The sequence below is a fragment of the Microbulbifer rhizosphaerae genome, assembly GCF_014191725.1.
In the GTDB taxonomy this organism is placed as follows: Bacteria; Pseudomonadota; Gammaproteobacteria; order Pseudomonadales; family Cellvibrionaceae; genus Microbulbifer; species Microbulbifer rhizosphaerae.
In genome coordinates this window covers 67,649-86,034 of record NZ_JACHWZ010000019.1, presented here as the reverse complement: position 1 = coordinate 86,034, position 18,386 = coordinate 67,649, and the positions used below count along the sequence as shown (strand labels likewise).

The 18,386-nt window shown below is 56.7% G+C and carries 9 protein-coding genes; 2 read left to right on the top strand and 7 right to left on the bottom strand.

Going from position 1 to position 18,386, the window contains the following annotated elements:
- Positions 1-163: 163 nt before the first annotated feature.
- From FHS09_RS17485 to FHS09_RS17445, 7 genes are all read right to left on the bottom strand, one after another.
- Entirely contained in the window at positions 164-2,503 is a 2,340-nt protein-coding gene (locus FHS09_RS17485; protein ID WP_183462281.1) for a tetratricopeptide repeat protein, read from the bottom strand.
- Positions 2,491-3,651 (bottom strand): RidA family protein, encoded by a 1,161-nt coding sequence (locus FHS09_RS17480; RefSeq protein ID WP_221192093.1) that lies wholly within the window; start codon positions 3,649-3,651, stop codon positions 2,491-2,493. Before FHS09_RS17480 ends, FHS09_RS17485 begins: the two co-directional genes overlap by 13 nt.
- Positions 3,652-3,828: 177 nt before the next feature.
- Positions 3,829-5,532, bottom strand: a complete 1,704-nt coding sequence (locus tag FHS09_RS17475) for a CBM35 domain-containing protein (protein WP_183462277.1) — start codon at positions 5,530-5,532, stop codon at positions 3,829-3,831.
- Between the two features lie 228 nt (positions 5,533-5,760).
- Positions 5,761-8,463 (bottom strand): rhamnogalacturonan lyase family protein, encoded by a 2,703-nt coding sequence (locus tag FHS09_RS17470; protein WP_221192091.1) that lies wholly within the window; start codon positions 8,461-8,463, stop codon positions 5,761-5,763.
- 108 nt (positions 8,464-8,571) lie between these two features.
- Complete coding sequence (locus FHS09_RS22600; RefSeq protein WP_221192090.1) at positions 8,572-10,782, bottom strand: right-handed parallel beta-helix repeat-containing protein; 2,211 nt, start codon at positions 10,780-10,782, stop codon at positions 8,572-8,574.
- Between the two features lie 67 nt (positions 10,783-10,849).
- Entirely contained in the window at positions 10,850-12,706 is a 1,857-nt protein-coding gene (locus FHS09_RS17455) for a CBM35 domain-containing protein (protein WP_221192089.1), read from the bottom strand.
- A 196-nt stretch (positions 12,707-12,902) separates the two neighbouring features.
- Positions 12,903-14,861: a glycosyl hydrolase 53 family protein gene (locus FHS09_RS17445; RefSeq protein ID WP_183462269.1), complete on the bottom strand. Its 1,959-nt coding sequence runs from the start codon at positions 14,859-14,861 to the stop codon at positions 12,903-12,905.
- Positions 14,862-15,729: 868 nt separating this feature from the next.
- On the opposite strand from FHS09_RS17445, the gene FHS09_RS17440 reads away from it, so the two are divergent.
- Together FHS09_RS17440 and FHS09_RS17435 are read left to right on the top strand one after the other, a co-directional pair.
- Positions 15,730-15,879 (top strand): hypothetical protein, encoded by a 150-nt coding sequence (locus tag FHS09_RS17440; RefSeq protein ID WP_183462267.1) that lies wholly within the window; start codon positions 15,730-15,732, stop codon positions 15,877-15,879.
- 5 nt (positions 15,880-15,884) lie between these two features.
- The gene (locus tag FHS09_RS17435) at positions 15,885-18,314 is read left to right on the top strand and encodes a beta-galactosidase (RefSeq protein WP_246395116.1); all 2,430 of its coding nucleotides are present in this window, start codon (positions 15,885-15,887) and stop codon (positions 18,312-18,314) included.
- Positions 18,315-18,386 lie beyond the last annotated feature (72 nt).

Genomic DNA, 18,386 nt, shown 5'->3' with positions numbered 1-18,386 from the left:
CCGGGATTGGTCAACAGGTTTTGTGAAAAGGAGAAGGACGAGAAAGTCAGCAATGTGGGAAAAAGTACCAGGGATATTGCCAACTTACAGATCTGCAGGAATTTATACCTTACATTTATATAGCGAGTCATTATTCTATCTCCGATAGAAGGGGGTAATCGTATTACGCTTGCGAAATACAGGCCTGCTGAAACATATGTTCCACTTGATTTTGATAGCCGCCCATAGCGCGTCCTTTGCTTTTTGCCGCTTCCAGCACCGAACAACCTTTTTCGTGATCCCTGTCGTTAAAGGCGACAAGTGCTTCGATCACATATCTCAGGGGTGCTTCCGGGGTGTGCACTCTCGCCTCATCAAGATCGTTCCTTGCTTTTTTCCACTCATTTTGACTGAGATAAGCAAAGCTTCTGTTTAGCCAGGCCGATCCCAAGTCCGGTTTCAAGGCTATGGCTTTGTCAAAGTCGCGAAAGGCACCTTCAAAATCACCGGCTTCCCGTTTGATATCCCCTCTGAGATTGAATAGGTCCGCCGACTTCGGGTTTAACTCCAGCGCCTTATCAAAATCTTCTACAGCACCCTGGACTTTTCCGATTTTTTGTTGCAGGAGACCGCGCTTGGCGATTATGTTGAAATTCATTGGATTCAACTCAACTGCTTTATTGATGCTTTCCAGTGCTCCGTCGAGATCCCCGATAAACTCCTTCGCCAGCCCCAGATTAAAGGGGCCTCGAAAGTCTGTGGGGGCGATCGCTATAGCCTTTTTAAAATCGCGCATAGCCAAATCGTCGTTATTGAGCTGCGAATGAAGCGCACCGCGTTCCAGAAACACATCCGGATTGTCAGGTTGTATTTCAGCCGCTTTGTCAAGCAATCGGAGAGCGTCTTCAAGCTCGCCATACCGGAGTAGGTTCTTGGCCACTCGATAGTGGTAGTTCCCACCCTCTGAAAATTGATCCACAAGCTTCTCGATACTGTCGGGCTCTACATTCAGGAATTCCGGTATATTGGCTGCCCGATCTTCCGTCATCAGGTGCTCCAGCAAAACTGGTGGAGTATCGTTGCCGTCTTCATCTATATGGGTGAGCCATAGCTGCGTATAAGGGCCACGCGCTTTGGACGAAAACACCATCCAACGGCCATTCGGCGAAAAGCTGTGCCAAGAGTTCATTTCGACGGTATTGGCATTCATCTCCCGCGCCACCCCTCCTTCGGCGGGCACTATGTACAGGCGGCTATCTGGCTGTAGGAGCATAAAGCTTTCGGCCTGAGTAAACACAACCCACTTGCCGTCGGGCGTAACCTTGGGGAAATAATTGCTCTTACCGTTGTTGGAAGCGCCTTCCAATGGAACGGCCTCGCCACCTTCGCCATTGTTGAAGGGAATTTTGTAAATGTCGTACTTGAACTTCTTGCCACCACTCAAAAATTCGGCCGCAGCTTCTTTCGGGATTATCGCGGAGGTATAATCGTCCGCGTTCTTGAGCTGGTGAGCGCGTGATCGTGCAAAGAACAGCGTTTCTCCGTCGGGGCTCCAGGAAGGATTGCTTTGCACATACTCGGGGTTGTCAGCGCCCGAAAGCGCCTTGAATTCGCCTGTCTCGCGGCGGTACGACGCTATGATACCCTGGATAGGAAAGAACAGCTGCGAGTAGGCCAGGTTTTCCGGAAGTCCGACAAAAATCGAACGATCTTTCACAGTGCTCACGACGTGGTCCCCATCTGGCGATACACGCGATAGAAGCCCGAATGTAAGGGTTCCATCCTCTCGTTTGTAGTCGCTCCATGTGATAATTTTATCGGGAGTCAGGTCAGTATGTTTTTCCAGATCAGTAATAACATATGAACCTTTATCGTTGGCATAATCGACATCCATACCGAAAGTGCGACCGTCGTCGGAGGCCGAGTGGCAGTTTCCACAAAGCGGCAAGTTGTCCATTAACACTCGCGATTCGTGTGATTCAGAAACGTAACCGAGCCGATAGCGAATTTTCTCCGGGTACTTGTTGGCGTAGTCAAACGGCAGCGGAACTTCCCTGAAGAAGATAGGTGCTCCTACCGGGTCATCTGAGGTCCGGATTGATATCTCGTCGCTCGACACCCAGCTATCATGATTGTGCTCCCCGTCAACTCTGTGGCCACCTTGTACAATGATTGAGACCGGCTTTTCCAGTGCCGCGACTTTGATCGCTTGCCACACATCAGTGTTGGGTTTCCAGCTCTGTTCGCTAACCTGCTTTTCGACGATAGGAGCTTCCCCCTCGCGCACCACCCGAACAAGCCATGTATCTGCTTCGCCGGAATCATCTTTCCATATAAAAGTCGAGGGTGCTACTTCAAGCGGGAACATTGCCCCATCCAGGGGATATTCAATAGTCAGCTTACCGAGCTGATCGGATGAGGCCTCCGTCTGCCCGTTGGTCGAATCGCTTTTGGAGCAACTCCAGACCAACAGCAAGCTTACGGCTGCAAAACACAGGATTGATGTTGTTTTCAATAGACGCATTTTGTTGTTCCAATTTTTGGCATCACGACTTCGGCGTCGATCTCGAAAAGGAGATCATTCCTGCAGATATCAGCAATCACCGGAACGCCGGGAAACTCAGCAAGCCCACGTTTCCTGGCGATTCTCTGGAAGATATCCCACAATGCTGGATCTTTGAGAAATACATTGGCGGTAGCGACCTGATTCAGACTCGCAGAAACGGTTTCCAATAGCGTCTCAAGCTTGTCCAGTGTACAAGCGATTTGTGATGCACCGTCTTTTGGATGAAGGGTCCGGCCATCTCCGCCTATAGATGCAGTGCCGGAAACTTGAATGATATCGGCGGTCTGTTCCTGAATCAGAACTGCTCTTGAGAATGAAGCGCCGTAATGGAACGCCTCCTTCTGCGCCGGGTTGCTGAGCTGTCTAACGGTATCTTCGGATTTCGGCTTTACAGCCAGGAAGTCCGCTGCGAGAGCAGATCGGTTTGCGGAGGTACCCCCTATACCGGTGCTTGCTGGCAGGCGGAGTGGAGCGCCTGATTTTTTTGCCAATCGGAAATCGGTGTAGTGTTTGTCCCGCACCTGATTGAATAGCTGATAGTTATCGAGGATGTCGTGAATGTAGAACCAGGTTCTGGTCACGTCAGTGAGCGAAAAACCATTGTCGGCCAGGACGCTGGCAGCGGCCAGGAATACCTCGTTCGCTTCGAGATCAAGTTGGGGTGATAATCCTGCGTTTCCCCCAAACTGCAACCTTGCGTAGTCGGCAATACCCGAGGACCAGATTCGACCCACTGGGGTACCGTGAATTTCCAGGGTTTCCGGTTTCGCGATGCTCCCCGGTACAGCATGAAAGAGGGCGCCTGCCAGCCCGGAACCCCACGGAGGGCATCCGTGGATCAGTGTCACAGGTGTATTGGGATCAATGCCGTAGCGAGGTAGCGTTTGCTGTCTTTGGTAAAGCAAATCGTGCTGGCACGATAAGCTGGCAAACACTCTTTCATGAGTAATCACCAGCTGCTTTTCCGTCAATAGCGTTCCTATAGTTTCATAAAGAGCTTCGTAAAGAGTTTCGTAATTATCGTGCTCTTCACGAGCGCCTTGGGCACTTCCGCTTGCAGTTGCCGAAATGAAAATGCCGGCCGTGCCGGCATCGGTATATGTCAAGATCAAGCCGTTTCGAGCGAGCCTCTGTTTTACCACGGACCCCGGCGGCGAGGGCGAAGCCCGAAATGCTTTTGATATGGTTGGGTTCATAAATATTTGTTTCACACAACGCGGAGGTAAAGTTTTTTCCAGGTTCCCCGGCGTAAACGCCGGGGAACCAGGCGTCCAATTCGCGTATCAGAACTGCGTGATGAATTCCCACGTCTCACCGTGTACCCACGACGATCCAATAGGCTCATCGTTCGGCGGATAGGAGTGTGCTCCGTCGAAGGTGGACCAGCGCACGGGGTAATTGTCCGGGCAATCGTAGTCGTAGGTGACATGGGGGCCTCCGTTCCAGGCCTCGGGTACGGAACCAGGTGTCGCGCACGCGTTGTTCGCCACGAATCTATCTCTCGACCGCCGTCCCGATGAGATGGGACAGGTCGGGTCGTGCAGGCCGTGCACCCCCATATAGGCGAGGGGTTCGCCCGTATTGTCCGGGAAGTAGATGTTGTAGTCGGCGGTAGCGTACACCACTACGCCTCGCAGAACGTCCTGGTGCGTTTGCGCCAGGCCATTGGTGTACATTGCACCCAAGCTGAACCCGACGGAGAAGATTCTCGACGTATCGACGCATAAGTTGGATGCGAGGTGCGCGTTCAGATCATCGAAGAAGATGTGGTCGCGGTCGTCACTCCCGTTCCACCACTCGTTATATCCCTCAGGCGCAACGAAGATCGTGTTGTCCTCCGTATCGAGCGCTTTGAGTCCGAACCACTGCGACCAGCCCTCCACGGCTTCGGCGCTTCCACCCGCCCAGTGCATCCCGAACACCAGCCGGTAGGGCTTGTTCGCGTCGTAGTTGTCCGGAAGGGAGACGATGTACTCCCGATTGAGACCCGCGCTCGTCATCCTGTGGGTACCGCTCGCCAGACCGGGAGACTGACCGCAGCCGGCGCTTGGAACGGGTGGGTTGCCCAGTGGATACCCATCACCGGAATTGTTTCCGCAGTCGATCGCCTGCGGACTGTTGCCGGTGACGGTTAACGAATCAATGTTGCCCAGTCCCTCGCCGGAGACCGCCTCCAGACGGATTGTGTTCTCGCCGGCATCCAGGGAAATGGTCGCAGTCGCCACAGCCCAGGTTTCCCAGGCGCCGGTGGAGGGGAAATCCACCGTGGTCACGCTCGAGCCGTTGATCAGCAGGCTGCCGGACCGGTTGTTGTCCGAGGCATTGGCGTAGCGCCATTCCAGCTCATAGCTCCCGCCGGCGGGCACTTGAACACGCCACTCGACGCCGTTGCCGGCGGCGTTGTCGGTGTTGGCGAAGCCTCTTCCGTTGTAGCCTGGGTGGTTGCTGTCGACCGAGCCGTCCACACTACAGAAGCCAGTGGCCTCCTCGATCACAAGCTCGCCGGGGCCACCGTCGGACACCCATTCAAAGGCCACATCGTCGAAGCTGCTCCACTCGCTGTTTTCGGTCGTTATTCCCAGTTCGCAACTGCCGCCGCTCACCGAGATATTATCAACGACGACCTGGGCCCAACTGCCCCAGGGACTGGAGGGAATGGGGGTTGAGAAGCTCTGGCCGTCGCAGTAGGCCCAGAGCCAGGCTCCGCTGGTCTCGCCGCCGACGGTGTAAACGGACAGGCGGTAGTTCCCCGCCGCCAGTCCCGTTACCGTCTGTTTGGTCTCGGCCGTATAAGAAGAACTCGACGACCAGTGGGTTAAGCGGTTGCCACTGCGCCCGCTGGACTCGGTAAACTGGGCCGACGCGTCGCCGCCCAGCGTCCAACCGCTGGTACCGCTTTCGAAGCCGGGATTGGTCAACAGGTTTTGTGAAAAAGAATAGGAGGAGAAAGCCAGCAAGGTGGAAAAAAGTACTAGAGACGTTGCCAACCTCCAACTCTTCAGAAACCTAGATCTTATATTAAGGTAGCGAGTCATAATTATATCTCCGATAAAAGTGATTAATGAGTAAGCCTGCATTACCAGGCTGCTAACACGTTTAAAAAGTTCATCGATGGCATATTTATGGTGCGAGTCATAATTATTCCTCCGAGTTAAGAACGTGTGGTGAATGAGCCCGCGCTGGCGGGCTCATTCCCTGAACTACAAAATCTATGGTTACGGCCGGGGAGCCGGACGAATGAGCGGCATGGGTGGTACAGACATACCCTCGCCAAGGTAGTAATCAACATGATGTGACTGCTTATACCCCTGAACCGTCATGCTGTTGCGGTAGCCGGGGTTGTGAGGCAGGGTATAAATCCGGTGATCGGTTTGGTGCCCCGTTGTGTAAACCTTCAGGTGCGAATGGTCGGACGCTTCGATGATAACTTCTTCACGCCAGTCACCGAGTATGTCACCGAAAAATGGTAGCGCGCCCCGTGCTTGCACTATACCGTTGAAGCTTTCCCGCCAGACGTAGGTATTGCGTTCCTGCGCCTGGGTATCCCAGTCACCAACCCGGTTTTGATCCAGCAACTCGCTGCTCAGGTCACCGTCCCACTGAAATTCGAAGTTTGGCCAGGGCACATTTCGAAGGTCGCCGGCTTCCGGTATGAGTACGTCGCCATTTGCGGCATAGAGCCCATTGAAACTCCAGTATTCCATGCCAGGGATTTCGGGAAAAACATCGGCGACAGTGCCACGACCCAAATCCCTGCCAGTGCCACCGGTAGGATTATAATATGCACGCAGGATTTCGCCGGTGGCCGCATCGTAGTAGTAGGTTTCCAATCCATTGGGATTGTCCTGCTGGATTGCAAATCCCTCCAAACCGGGGCGGGTCGGGTCAATGTCGGTGATATGAAAACGGTCGCCATGAACAACGCCATTCCCGCGCAGGTCGTAGAGTACCGTTCCGTCCTGATCAAGTGCGTAACCGCCATCCAGCACTTCGTCCATGCCGTCGCCGTCAACGTCCATTATGCGTATTTGATGGAAGTCGTGGCTGGCGCCCCAGTCACGGTTGTACTTCCAGCGCCGTGTTAATTGGGTTCCGTCAAAGTCATAGGTAGTGACTACCAGGTTGAAGCCGCCACTGCCTACGCGGTTTTTGCACTTGGTGACTACGCTGGGGTTTTGGCCGTCCAGGTAGCCAGCGCCGAAATGACACTGAAGGGGGCCATCAGAGATATAATCGTCAGGCAGGGGCGCACGCGTTATTTCAGCACCGGTCTCTCCATTGACAATGGAAACAAACTGATCATTATTGTTGTTGTGGTTCAGCGTTTGCCCATCTCCGAACACGAAGCCATTGGCCGTCTTTATCGCCACTTCCGCTTTGCCATTGCTGTCAAAGTCAAACACGGTCAGCCCGTCGTTGTGGCCATTGCTGATGGTGGTGGGACCGCCTTCGATATTGTTTTGATTGACGCCCAGTGGCCCCGTGTCCAAACGCCACAGGAATTCACCGCTCAGGGTGTAGGCATCCACCTTTGGCGATTGAGAGCTTTTGCGGTCCACAATCACCTCGTATTCGCCGTTGCCTGTCAGGTCTCCGACCCAGCCGAGGCGGACATCCGCGCCGGATGGCGCCGGTGCCAGGGGAATTTCAATCCAGTGCCTCGGAAGCAGGGATGCACTGGCACTGGGCTCGCCTTCATCGCCATTAACGACGGGGCGCACGAAATACTCTGAATTGGCGGATTCATTGGAATCCAAGCACCAGGTTGGGTCGCTACCGCTTCGCGAGCAGACCAGTGACGTGTTGCCGCCATCCTGCCGATACAGGTTGAAAGTCGTATCGCGCGGCTCGTAGCCAAATAGACGCCAACTGACAAAAGCGTTGGAGCCTTGCTGATGCGCAATAACCCCTCGATCCAAACATTCCATGAATCTGCCATTGGCCTGGCCGCTACCACACTGTGCATTTGTATTGCCACAGGCCACCGCCTGCGGACTGTTGCCGGTCACGCTCAAGGAATCGATGTTGCCCAGCCCCTCGCTGCCGGTACCCTGCAGGCGGATGCTATTCTCGCCGGCGCTCAAGACAATTTCTGCGCTCGCCGACGTCCAGCTTTCCCAGGAGCCCGTAACGGGGAAATCCACCATGGCTTGATTCGAGCCGTTGATCAGCACCTCGCCGGGCCGGTTGGCTGAGCCGCCGTTCGCGTACCGCCATTCCAAGGTATAATCGCCGCTGCTCGGCACGTTGACCTGCCAGTCGGCGCCGTCGCCCGTGGCGTTGTCGGTGTTGGCGAAACCAATGCCATTGAAGCCCGAGTGGTTGCTGTCGACCGAACCATCCACGCCGCAGAAGCCGGTGCCTTCCTCAATGACAATCTCGCTGGGGTCACCGCCGCCGGATACCTGTTCAAAGACCACATCGTCGATGCTGGTCCACTCGCTGTTTTCGGTCGTTATTCCCAGCTCGCAGCTGCCGCCGCTCACCGAGATATTGTCAACGACTACCTGAGCCCAACTGCCCCAGGGGCTGGAGGGAATGGGGGTTGAGACGCTCTGGCCATCGCAATAGGCCCAGAGCCAGGCCGCACTGGTTTCACCGCCGACGGTGTAAACGGACAGGCGGTAGGTCCCCACCGCCAGCCCCGATACCGTCTGTTTGGTCTCGGCCCTGTAAGAAGAACTTGACGACCAGTGGGTCAAGCGGCTGCCACTGCGCCCGTTGGATTCGGTAAACTGGGCCGAGGCGCTCTCGGCCAGAGTCCAGCCGTTGGTACCGTTTTCGAACCCGGGATTGGTCAACAGGTTTTGTGAAAAGGAGAAAGGCGAGAAAACCAGCAAGGTGGAAAAAAGTATGAGGAATCTTGCCAACTTCCAGCCCTGCAGAAATTTAAATCTTATGTTTATAGGGCGAGTCATTATTATATCTCCGATAATTTGAAGTCTCATACTACGGGGGGAGGCAGGTTTGTTCTCAGGTTCCCCGGCGTAAAAGCCGGGAAACCTGTTCCCCCCGTCAACGAAGAATCACCTCTCGTAGGCACCCAGGTCCGGGACGGGTCCATTGTAGGGGAGTCCGACATCCACGCCGCGATCGATCATCTGGCTACCGGAGCTCAGTTTCAGGAAGTTCAGATCCGGCAGGCTTCCGTCAGCCTGGCGCGGGCCCATAAATCCGTTGTCGGACGTACTCAGAAAATCACTGCTACTCGGCGTAATTCCCAGGTTCCAGGTATTATATTGGTCATCCACTCCCTGCATGTTCCTGTTATTGTTGGGATAGCCGATATTATTCCTCATGCGGTGACGTTTACTGCCCGTCAATATCACGCCATCGGTTCGGTTCCCGTTTGAATCCCAGGTGCTGGCCAGCATGTCGTACTGGACACCATTGGAAAACGAGGTATTGTTGAACCAGTCGTTACCGCCAGAGGAGTGGTTGGCGTAAAAGCCCTGGGAGCGGTTACCAAAGGCGAGGTTGTTGCGCACAACGTGGCGAATACCCGTCTTACTACTTCCAATCTTGAACCCGGCGCCGTTACCGTTTGGCGCTCGGTCTGCACCGGAGTTGATATAACCGCTGCCCATCGCCCAGCTGTTCTCAACGATAACGGGTACTTCCTGGGATATAAAATCCCAACCATCATCTGAATTCCACCAGGCGCGACAACCGCGGAAAATCGTTACCTCCCCCGACGTCTGGTAGTGCACACCAAAGCCATCCGCGTTTTGGCCATTTCCCTGGTGCGACCACGGATCATAGTTGTCATGTGAATCCGAGTTGAGGAACAGGTGTCCGCCGCGGGTGGTATGAACGAACACACCGGCACCTGCGATATGGTGGATATCCAACAACTCGAAGATGTTACGATAAGCGTCGTTACCACCTACCCTCAGGCCTACATTCGAGCGCGTGTTCATGGGTACATTGCGAATCTCGAAGCCCTTGAGATGGAGATAGGACCCAGTCACTAATACCCCGAAGGTGTAGTTGGGATCCGGCCGGATCTGGAGGTTTGAAAAATCCAGTACCGGGCGCTCACCCGGGTAGGCGAAATACCTGATTCGGTTGTTATCGGAGGTACCGCTCTTCCAGAAATTAACGCCGGCTGACGGTATAGCGGGATTGGAGATGTTGTAGACACCACCACGTACGTAGACCAGGTCACCTGGTCCCGCGACATCAATGGCCTTTTGCAATGTGCGGAATGGTTGATTGAGCGAGCCCGGGTTTGAGTCACTGCCATTCGGCGCGACGTAATAGTCACCATCTCCGGCACCATCGGGTGGTGTTCCGCAGTCCTTGGCACTGACACTGCTACCTGCAATGGTGACACTATCGACATTGCCCAATCCAGCACTGCTTACGGCCTCAAGGCGAACCGTGTGGGTGCCCTGATCCAACCATAATTCAACGGTTTGGCTATCTGCCCAGCTGCTCCAGCTTCCTGTGACCGGGAAAGACGCTCCTTGATATTCCACCTGGCCATCGATATAGACATCGCCGGGGCGATCACTTTCACCGCCATTGGCATAGCGCCATTGCAGGGTGTAACTGCCCGCCTGACTCACCTCGATCTGCCAGTCGACGCCGTTGCCCTCGGTGTTGTCTGTGTTGGCGAAGCCACTTCCGTTGTAGTCCGAGTGGTCGCTGTCGACCGTGCCATCCACGCCGCAGAAGCCGCTGGTGTTTTCCTCGATCACAACCTCGGTGCTGCCGCCGGAAGACACCAGCTCAAAGACCACATCGTCGAAGCTGCTCCATTCGCTGTTTTCGCTCGTTATGCCCAGCTCGCAGCTGGCGCCGGTCACCTGGATATTGTCCACGGCAACCTGGGCCCAACTGCCCCAGGGGCTGGAGGGAATAGGGGTTGAGAAGCTTTCACCGTTGCAGTCTGCCCAGAGCCAGGCCCCGGTGGTCTCGCCGCCGACGGTATAGGCCGACAGGCGGTAGGTCCCCGCCGCCAGTCCGGTTACCGTCTGTTTGGTCTCGGCCGTGTAAGAAGAGCTCGACGACCAGTGAGTCAAGCGGCTGCCACTGCGCCCGCTGGATTCGGTAAACTGGGCCGAGGCTTCCCCGTCCAGGGTCCAACTGCTGGTGCCATTTTCGAACCCGGGATTGGTCAACAGGTTTTGTGAAAAGGAGAAGGACGAGAAAGCCAGCAAGGTGGCAAAAAGTACTAGAGATGTTGCCGACTTCCAGCTTTGCACTAATCTATATCTTATATAGCGGGTCATTATTATATCTCCGATGAGGGTGGGCCACGCGCTGAGAATAATGAGCGTGGCCACAAGCGCGGGAAATTTATGGATTCCGCAAGTAGCCAATAATGCCAATGTTTTGTCGGCGAATTTCATCAACAATCATTTGGGAAAACAGCTCCGCCCCCATTTCATTGGAGTGAGTCCTGTCGCTGCCAACAAAATAGGTCTGTGCCGCAGATCGCCCAATACTGCCCGCCCATTCACTGGTAAGCTCCATTAAGTCAATTAATGGGACATTTTGCGCATTGGCCACACCAATAAGCTCATTGCGAATGTTCAGATCTCCCCAAACATGCTGCCCGGACAAGGGATCCCCTGTGTTGCGAATCATCGGGGTGATCAGTATTGGGTTGGCACCTTTGTTGCGAATGGCGGTCACCATATTCGTAATCCTTGAGCGATAAAGAGATGCGGAGGTGGTTTTGTCATTGTGCCCCAGTTGAATCATTACCCAATCGCCAGACTTTAATCGTGAGTTAATCTGGTTCCACAAACCGCCTCCATCGGTCCTGAATGCCTGGGTGCCCTCACCGGAATCCGAGTAATTTGAAACCTCTATGGCACTGCCAAAGTAAGCCGGAATAAACTGGCCCCAGCCGGAATATCGCGCATCGGGTTGTGCATACAACTGAGGCCGCTGGTCCGCGACGGTTGAGTCCCCCGCGATAAACAGGGTTGTTGGACTGCTTATCGGGCTGAAGGTTAATCTGCTCAGGGCTGGGGCTCCCTGTGCGATGCGCAGATTCAATCCCGAGGTGCCACGATCGGATTGATCTTGCCAGGGCTGGCCTTCCGGATCGCGAACATCCACCAGGAAATCCGCGCAACGTGAAGCTGAAGTGCTTTGCTGAGGGGAGGTAAACATTCGCCGCCGTGATTCGGCAAAAACTTCGAGTTCGCCGTTGTATCCGGCATCGAACTCCATGGTCACACGGTAGTTTCCAACACCACCACCCAAAAGACATACCGCTGGATCACCGCTGCAGGAAAACTGCGAATCGGGATTACCTTCGCCACAGTCACCGGAATTGTTTCCGCAGTCGATCGCCTGCGGACTGTCGCCGGTCACGCTCAGCGAATCAATATTGCCCAGCCCCTCGCCGGAGATCGCCTCCAGGCGGATGGTGTTCTCGCCGGCATCCAGGAAAATGGTCGCAGTTGCCACCGCCCAGGTCTCCCAGGCGCCGGTGGAGGGGAAATCCACAGTGGCCACGCTCAAGCCGTTGATCAGCAGGTTGCCGGGCCGGTTGTTGTCCGAGGCGTTGGCGTAGCGCCATTCCAGCTCATAGCTCCCGCCGGCGGGCACTTGAACACGCCACTCGACGCCGTTGCCGGCGGCGTTGTCGGTGTTGGCGAAGCCTCTTCCGTTGTAGCCTGGGTGGTTGCTGTCGACCGAGCCGTCCACACTACAGAAGCCAGTGGCTTCCTCGATCACAAGCTCGCCGGGGCCACCGCCGGACACCCATTCAAAGACCACATCGTCGAAGCTGCTCCACTCGCTGTTTTCGGTCGTTATTCCCAGTTCGCAACTGCCGCCGCTCACCGAGATATTGTCAACAACGACTTGGGCCCAACTGCCCCAGGGACTGGAGGGAATGGGGGTTGAGAAGCTCTGGCCGTCGCAGTAGGCCCAGAGCCAGGCTCCGGCGGTTTCGCCGCCGACGGTGTAAACGGACAGGCGGTAGGTCCCCGCCGCCAGTCCCGTTACCGTCTGTTTGGTCTCGGCCGTGTAAGAAGAGCTCGAGGACCAGTGGGTTAAGCGGTTGCCACTGCGCCCGCTGGACTCGGTAAACTGGGCCGACGCGTCCCCGCCCAGCGTCCAACCGCTGGTACCGCTTTCAAAGCCGGGATTGGTCAACAAGTTTTGCGAAAAAGAATAGGAGGAGAAAGCCAGCAAGGTGGAAAAAAGTACCAGAGATCCTGCCAGCTTCCAGCTTTGCACGAGCCTGTGTTTTATATTGTGAATCATGGTTGTATCCCGTATTAATCAAAACATCCAACGAACCCGCTTGAATGCCGCACCGTTTCCTGCCGGAGCGGGTGACGAGGAGCAGCGAGCCCGTTTGCGCGGGCTCGCTCATTGGTACGCCAACTTACTGACAGGTGGTTCCCTGCAGCTGCGACGCGGGTTTTGAAGGCACGGGAAGGCCAGCTTGCTGAGCGATGCGTGCATACTCGTCCATGGCCGAGTTGGTGGAGTACACGCCGTTACTGAAGCTGAATGGCCTGCTGTCGCCATAGGCCGTCGGCTCCCAGATAAAGGAGCCCCAACCCATGTCGTTCGGCAGGTTCAGGAAGGTGTTATTGACGAGATCCCGGCGTTGGTTGGTGTATTCGCAACTCATCACCGGTTTGCCCGTCGTATTGATGACGTAGTTGAACATATCCCACCAGTCCCCGCCGTTGTTGGTGGTTCCGTAAGTCGAGCCGCACACCACGTCCGCATCGATAGGTGGATTGCTGCCAAATATTCTGTCCACCCAGAAAGGAAAGTCACCGTCCGGGCGCGGCCGACCATGTTGAACCACAGTGATGATGTCGGGATCGGTGTCCCGCACCGCCTGGAGACAGGAGTTCATCACACCGGAGAAGCCAGTCCAATCGTTATAGGAATAGCCTGCCACGTGCGTGTTGTTTTCATTCCCGCATTGGACCATGTCCGGCTTCACGCCGGCCGCCACCATTTGGTCGAGTACGCCCTTGCTGTAGTTGTAGGAGGCTGCCCGTATTTGCGCGTTGCTCATTCCCTGCCACTGGGAAGGTCTTTCCTGGTGGCCGATGGATGCCCAGTTATCGCTCAGGTGAAAATTGAGAAAGACCCCCATGCCACAGGCCTTGACGCGCTGCGCCATTTCAATGGTATGCGCGGTATCGGCCCAGTTCTCCGTGGGGCCTGCACCGGAATAAAGATGATCCAAATAGCCCCCGGGGCACTCCGGACAGACGAAGGTACGCAGTCGAATGAAGTTGAAGCCGTGGTCGACCAGTATCCGCTCAAGGGATTTGGTTTGTCCCTGGTCCCGGTAAGTCCGGCCTATCGATTCCTGTTCGAGAGTCCAGGTGATATCGGCCCCCAGGAGGTAGTCAGGCCTGAAGACTCCTCCGGAACCGGTGCCACAGTCTACCGCTTGCGGATTATTGCCGGTCACCAGCAGCGAATCGATATTGCCCAGCCCCTCGCCGGAGATTGCCTCCAGGCGGATGCTGTTCTCGCCGGCGTTCAGGGAAATGGTCGCGGTCGCCGCCGACCAGCTGTCCCAAGCGCCGGTGGAGGGAAAATCCACGGTGGCTACACCGGTGTCATTGACCACAACACTACCCGCACGGTTATTTTCCGAGGCATTCGCGTAGCGCCATTCCAGTTGATAGCTCCCGCCGGCGGGGACATACACACGCCACTCGACGCCGTTGCCCGCGGCGTTGTTGGTGTTGGCGAAGCCGCTGCCGGTGAAGCCGTTGTGGTCGCTGTCGACCGAACCGTCCACGCTGCAAAAGCCCGTGGCATTTTCCTGGATTAGAACTTCGGTGTTGCCGCTGGCGGACACCAGCTCAAAGACCACATCGTCGATGCTGGTCCACTCGCTGTTTTCGGTGGATATTCCCACCTCGCAGCTGGTGCCGGTCACCTCGATATTGTCAACGGTAACCTGAGCCCAACTGCCCCAGGGACTGGAGGGAATGGGAGTTGAGAAGCTCTGGCCGTTGCAATTGGCCCAGAGCTGGGCCCCAGCGGTTTCGCCGCCGACGGTGTAGGCCGACAGACGGTAGGTTCCCGCCGCCAGCCCGGTTACAGTTTGTTTGGTCTCGGCCGTGTAAGAAGAACTCGACGACCAATGGGTTAAGCGGCTGCCACTGCGCCCGTCGGATTCAGTAAATTGGGCCGACGCATCCCCGTCCAGAGTCCAGCCGTTGGTGCCATTTTCGAACCCGGGATTGGTCAACAGGTTTTGTGAAAAGGAGAAGGGCGAGAAAGCCAGCAAGATGGAAAAAAGTACCAGGGTCCTTGCCAACTCCCCGCTCTGCGCGGATTTGTGTCTTGTACTGTCAGTCATTGTTGTTCCTCGATAGCAGGTATTTGTGTGAAGCAACCACCGGTTTAAATGACCTGCCAGGAATACTTCCGCACAAACAGCTGCGTGCGCCCGGCGACATTCGGCGGTACCTTTTGTGGCACGAGGAAAAATAGGAAAACAGGACGGGAAATACGTACGATTTGTAACAGAAATCAGTTACCGCGCAGGGCTGCGAAATGCGGATACTGGGCGGCCATCCTCTTATAGAGACCGCGGGCTGGTTTCTCTCTCATCGCTCTTAAACCGTCTCTTATTATTCTTTTATCTGCCTCCCACTGTGGTGGGAGACAAGCTAAAAGTTATATTTATCATATAAAGCAGACGGAATTCTTTCCGATAGCGCCGAGTTTTTCAAGGGGGTTGTCGCGCGATTCTACGACTTGTGAAGTCGCCAATGGAGAATATCGATGAACCGAATGGGTCTGTCTCCATAATTCACTTGTATTGAGGAGATTCGCGCCATCGTGAACCCGGGCTTCGGAACTGAAGCGCGATGCCAATGTGATTCAGGACAGTATTGTCGTGGTAAATTCCCCCGCATTAGCGGTGTTCCCACCCGCGCCCGTCGCGACCGAAAGCGCAGATACTTTGTCGATTCTTTTTCCTGAAGCTTATCAGCCAGTAGGCCATTCGGGAGCGAGAGGCCGGATTCCTGTTTGTTTTTGATCTACTGGGTCATCCCTGAATGAGGTTGCATGCGCAATCCGTTTATGCAATATGAAAATATATTATTTATATCCTAAATAGATGGAAATTGAGTGCCGATAGCTGACGGAATTGTAGAGCCGGTATCGGCACAAGGGTGAGCGGTTAACCAATAAACACTACTCGACTCGTCCTGTTCGCAATGCGCATCATCACCTTCGTTCGGCCGCTGAAGACGCCTCGTGTCCTGCCCGTGCGGGAGGACCTCGACGTCCGCAGCACGCCGGGCCTGAAACTGGCCGGCGGCGCGGTGGTGGCCGTAACCCTGTTAATCGTATGGATCTTCCGGTGAACAAGATGAAAACTGCAATCTGGCTTTTTTTGTTGAGCGCCCTTATGGCGTCCCCCCAAGCGATGGCCCGGCAAACCTATTCGCTGAATCTCGACCAGCCATTGCCGCCGGTGCGGCGGGGGCACCTGGACCTGGGCGGTGAAAGTGTCACCGGGGAGCGCGTGGCGGTGAACAACCAGTACATCGAACTCAATGGCCGGCCCTGGATTCCGGTTGTCGGCGAAATCCATTTTGCGCGCTACCCGGCGGAGTATTGGGACGAGGCGATTCGCAAGATGAAGGCGGGTGGCATCAACCTGATCGCCACCTACGTGTTCTGGAACATGCACGAACGTACCGAGGGCGAGTTCGACTGGAGTGGCGATCGCAACCTGCGCCGGTTCCTGGAACTGTGCGCGGCCAACGACGTTCGAGCCATAGTGCGGATGGGGCCCTTCAGCCATGGCGAGGTGCGCAACGGCGGCATCCCCGACTGGATCTACGGCCGCCCGCTGGAGATCCGCTCCAACGATCCCGGCTACCTGTTCTACGCCGACCGCCTCTACGGCGAGATCGCCCGGCAGATGCGCGAGCTGCTGTTCAAGGACGGCGGGCCGGTGATCGGTGTGCAGCTGGAAAACGAATATCAGCACAGCGCAGCGCCCTGGGAGTGGACCTACCCCGGTGCTCCACGGGAGTTGACGGTGGCCGACCGCGATGTCGACGTCACCCACATCCAGATTACGGCGGGCGGACCGGAAAACAAGTTCGCCGACGAGGGGCGCGACCATATGGCGACGCTCAAGCGACTGGCCCGCGCCCATGGCATCGACGTGCCCATCTACACCGCGACCGGATGGGGCAACGCCGCCATCGTCACCGATGGCAGTATTCCGGTGACCGCCGGCTATGCCTATCCCTTCTGGGCACCGCCCGAGCCGTCCGATTTTTATTTGTTCAAGGACATCCGGCTGAATCCCGACTACCCGCCGGTCAGCTACGACGCGGCACTCTATCCGTCCATCCCGGCGGAGCTGGGCGCGGGGATCTCGCTGACCTACGGGCGACGCACCACAGTGCGACCGGAGAGCCTGGCGCCGCTCATCGTGCGCACCTTGGGCAGCGGCGCCAACGGGATCGGCTACTACATGTATCACGGCGGCTCCACCCCCGTGATCGACGGCCATTACTTTAACGAACAGGCCGGCGGCCTGCCGCGCATCAACTACGACTACCAGGCGCCGATCGGCGAGTTCGGCGAGATGCGTCTGCATCACCGCGAACTGAAGCTGCTCCACCTGCTGCTGGCGAACTGGGGTGATCGCCTCGCACCCATGCCGCCGATCCTGCCCGAGACCAATGCCGCCATCGCGCCCGACGACGTCGATACGCTGCGCTGGGCGGCGCGTACGGATGGGCGCAGCGGCTTCGTTTTCCTGCATAATTTCCAGGATCACGTCGACAACCACGATCTCACCGGCCTGCGGCTGGAATTGCACAACGGGGAGGATGATCCCATCACCTTCCCGCGCGAGGGCTCCTTCGGCCTGCGCGGCGATGCCAGTGGAATCCTGCCGTTCAATCTCGACCTCGGCGGCCTGACCCTGCGCACGGCGACGGCGCAGCCGCTGACGGCGTTGCGCCACGGGAGCGAAACCCACTACGTCTTCACCACGGTCCAGGGCATGAAGCCTGAACTCGTGTTCGCGGGCGAGCACAGGTTTGACACCGATGACGACAGTGTGGCGAGCCGGGGCGATGGCGTCACGGTCGTTGCCGGCGGCGAGCAGCACCCGTTTCGTTTCCGCAGCGGCGACCGGCACTTCCTGGTCGTGCCGCGGAAACTCGCCCTCACGCTCGTTCACGCTGACGAAAAGCGGCTGGTGTTCGCCGATGCGGATGGCTTTCCTGCACCGGAAGGACTCGAACTGCGCTCGATCGGCCGGCCGTCGATCGATCTGCGGGCCTACCCCGAGACTGCGGTATCGGAGCTGCGGGTGAGTCGTGGCACGGTTGAGCCGCAGCCGGCCGGGGAGGGGGGAATGTCGGCCTGGCGGGTGGAGTTCGACAAGTTGCAGCCGGCCGTGACGGTGCGGCGCGTCGGCTCGCGGCGCCTGGTAGTCAGCGCATCCGACGACAAACTGCGGGCGGACGATCTCTGGCTGCGCCTGCCCTACGTCGGCGACCGGGTTGCGGCATTCCTCGGCGGCGAGTTGGTGGCCGATCATTTCTACTTTGGCCAACCCTGGGATATCGGGCTGCGGAAATTCGCGGACCGGCTGGTTGAGGAGGATCTGGTGTTCGTGTTTCACCCCCTCTCGCCCGACGCAACCTATCTCGGCGACCTTCCGGCATCAGTGCAAACCGAACTTGCGGAAGGCGGGTCGCCACTGCTCAGGATAGAGAACCCGGTGGCGCAGCCCGAATACCGCACCCGGGTGACGTTTCGCGACTAACTCAAGTTTTGGAGTTCGAGGTCCTGAGCCGGGGTGGGGGGCGCCCTTCTGGGACCGTCTGCGAGAGGGACT

Excerpts from the sequence above, each read along its gene's own strand:
- FHS09_RS17485 (WP_183462281.1), bottom strand. The coding sequence starts at position 2,503 with ATGCGTCTATTGAAAACAACATCAATCCTGTGTTTTGCAGCCGTAAGC.
- FHS09_RS17470 (WP_221192091.1), bottom strand. The coding sequence starts at position 8,463 with ATGACTCGCCCTATAAACATAAGATTTAAATTTCTGCAGGGCTGGAAG.
- FHS09_RS22600 (WP_221192090.1), bottom strand. The coding sequence starts at position 10,782 with ATGACCCGCTATATAAGATATAGATTAGTGCAAAGCTGGAAGTCGGCA.
- FHS09_RS17445 (WP_183462269.1), bottom strand. The coding sequence starts at position 14,861 with ATGACTGACAGTACAAGACACAAATCCGCGCAGAGCGGGGAGTTGGCA.
- FHS09_RS17440 (WP_183462267.1), top strand. The coding sequence starts at position 15,730 with ATGCGCATCATCACCTTCGTTCGGCCGCTGAAGACGCCTCGTGTCCTG.
- FHS09_RS17435 (WP_246395116.1), top strand. The coding sequence starts at position 15,885 with ATGAAAACTGCAATCTGGCTTTTTTTGTTGAGCGCCCTTATGGCGTCC.